The organism is Bartonella sp. PS7NMGDW (assembly GCF_042193585.1).
Classification (GTDB): domain Bacteria; phylum Pseudomonadota; class Alphaproteobacteria; order Rhizobiales; family Rhizobiaceae; genus Bartonella; species Bartonella grahamii.
Genome location: NZ_JBHILX010000026.1, coordinates 1 through 2500, shown reverse-complemented (window position 1 = coordinate 2500; position 2500 = coordinate 1). Strand labels below are relative to the sequence as shown.

1 tRNA gene and 2 rRNA genes (1 of these 3 cut by a window edge) are annotated in these 2500 nt (G+C 48.0%); all 3 read left to right on the top strand.

What is annotated here, in order from left to right:
• Positions 1-1588: ribosomal RNA gene (locus ACFIKJ_RS08255) — 23S ribosomal RNA — on the top strand; it begins 1227 nt to the left of the window's first position.
• 72 nt (positions 1589-1660) lie between these two features.
• A 5S ribosomal RNA gene (gene rrf / locus ACFIKJ_RS08250) occupies positions 1661-1775 on the top strand.
• A gap of 104 nt (positions 1776-1879) precedes the next feature.
• Positions 1880-1956, top strand: a tRNA-Met gene (locus ACFIKJ_RS08245).
• Positions 1957-2500: the final 544 nt, after the last annotated feature.

Here is a 2500-nt window from a genome sequence, read left to right as displayed (position 1 = left end):
CTTCATTGAGTAAGTGGTAGCGGAGCGTTCCGTAAGCCTGTGAAGGGAGACTCGTGAGAGCTCCTGGAGGTATCGGAAGTGAGAATGCTGACATGAGTAACGATAAAGGGAGTGAGAGACTCCCTCGCCGAAAGTCCAAGGGTTCCTGCTTAAAGTTAATCTGAGCAGGGTGAGTCGGCCCCTAAGGCGAGGCCGAAAGGCGTAGTCGATGGGAACCACGTTAATATTCGTGGACCTGTGGGTAGTGACGGATTGCGTATATTGTAAGATCTTATTGGATTGATCTTGCAGTGAAGCAGTTCCAGGAAATAGCTCCCACATATAGACCGTACCCCAAACCGACACAGGTGGACTGGTAGAGAATACTAAGGCGCTTGAGAGAACTACGTTGAAGGAACTCGGCAAATTGCACGCGTAACTTCGGAAGAAGCGTGACCCTTTAGCGGGCAACCGTTAGAGGGTGGCACAGACCAGGGGGTAGCGACTGTTTACCAAAAACACAGGGCTCTGCGAAGTCGCAAGACGACGTATAGGGTCTGACGCCTGCCCGGTGCTGGAAGGTTAAGAGGAGATGTGCAAGCATTGAATTGAAGCCCCAGTAAACGGCGGCCGTAACTATAACGGTCCTAAGGTAGCGAAATTCCTTGTCGGGTAAGTTCCGACCTGCACGAATGGCGTAACGACTTCCCCGCTGTCTCCAACGTAGACTCAGTGAAATTGAATTCCCCGTGAAGATGCGGGGTTCCTGCGGTTAGACGGAAAGACCCCGTGCACCTTTACTATAGCTTTACACTGGCATTTGTGTCTGTATGTGTAGGATAGGTGGTAGACTTTGAAGCAGGGGCGCTAGCCTTTGTGGAGTCATCCTTGAAATACCACCCTTACCGATATGGATGTCTAACCGCAGTCCGTTATCCGGATTCGGGACCGTGTATGGTGGGTAGTTTGACTGGGGCGGTCGCCTCCTAAAGAGTAACGGAGGCGCGCGATGGTAGGCTCAAAACGGTCGGAAATCGTTTGTTGAGTGCAATGGCATAAGCCTGCCTGACTGTGAGACTGACAAGTCGAGCAGAGTCGAAAGACGGTCATAGTGATCCGGTGGTCCCGTGTGGAAGGGCCATCGCTCAACGGATAAAAGGTACGCCGGGGATAACAGGCTGATGACCCCCAAGAGTCCATATCGACGGGGTTGTTTGGCACCTCGATGTCGACTCATCGCATCCTGGGGCTGGAGCAGGTCCCAAGGGTATGGCTGTTCGCCATTTAAAGCGGTACGTGAGTTGGGTTCAGAACGTCGTGAGACAGTTCGGTCCCTATCTGCCGTGGGTGTTGGAATATTGACAGGATCTGTCCCTAGTACGAGAGGACCGGGATGGACGTATCTCTGGTGGACCTGTTGTGGCGCCAGCCGCATAGCAGGGTAGCTATATACGGAAGGGATAACCGCTGAAGGCATCTAAGCGGGAAACCCACCTGAAAACGAGTATTCCCTGAGAACCGTGGTAGACCACCACGTTGATAGGTCAGGTGTGGAAGTGTGGTAACACATGAAGCTTACTGATACTAATCGTTCGATCGACTTGATCGTTCTCATTTCCTATATCCATTCTTAAAATAACAGAAATATTTCCAGCTTCTCATCATTCATGCTTTTTGCTGACTTGGTGGTTATGGCGGAGTGAACGCACCCGATCCCATCCCGAACTCGGCCGTGAAACGCTCCAGCGCTGATGGTACTTTGCCTTAAGGCACGGGAGAGTAAGTCGCCGCCAGGTCTGCTAAAGGCATGATAGATAACAATTCAAAAATAAAAATGTAATCAGATCAATGCTCAATACTCAGAGTAGACAATAAAAAAATCTTGTTCTAAAATATGTGACGCGGGGTGGAGCAGCCCGGTAGCTCGTCAGGCTCATAACCTGAAGGCCGCAGGTTCAAATCCTGCCCCCGCAACCAAAGTTCCAAAACTAATTCTTCCATAAAAATCAAATCACATCTAAACATCACTCTGCAACCATAGTAGAACGTGAAAATATAAAAATGTACGTAAGCGAAAATGTTATAGAATAACCCTTCACTCAAACTTCCCCCTTTAGCTGTATAGGCTTAGGGCTTTTTAGAAATTGCGAGAGCACTATGGAAGAAGAATAAAACGTACAAACTGCCTAAAAAACTATAAAAATATGACAAGGGGATGGGGTGGCTTGAAAATATTCCCTCTCTAAAAAATGCAATGCCCCATATAGACATACCACTTGCTGCTGTTTGTTCACAATAGAGTGCAAAAAATAGCGCTTAACCTAGATTCCTCTCAAAAATTCTCTGATGCCTCTCAAAGTAACTTGAAAAAAAGCTCTTGTTCATCCGTAGCTGGTAGTAGAAGTTATGTATCCATTGCAGTAGAATCTTGGTTTTTATCAGGTTTGCTAACTTGTGTATCGGAACAGACAGAAAAAAAACGTAAGGGTGGTTCTGTATCTGCTGTCATTCTCTTATCGTT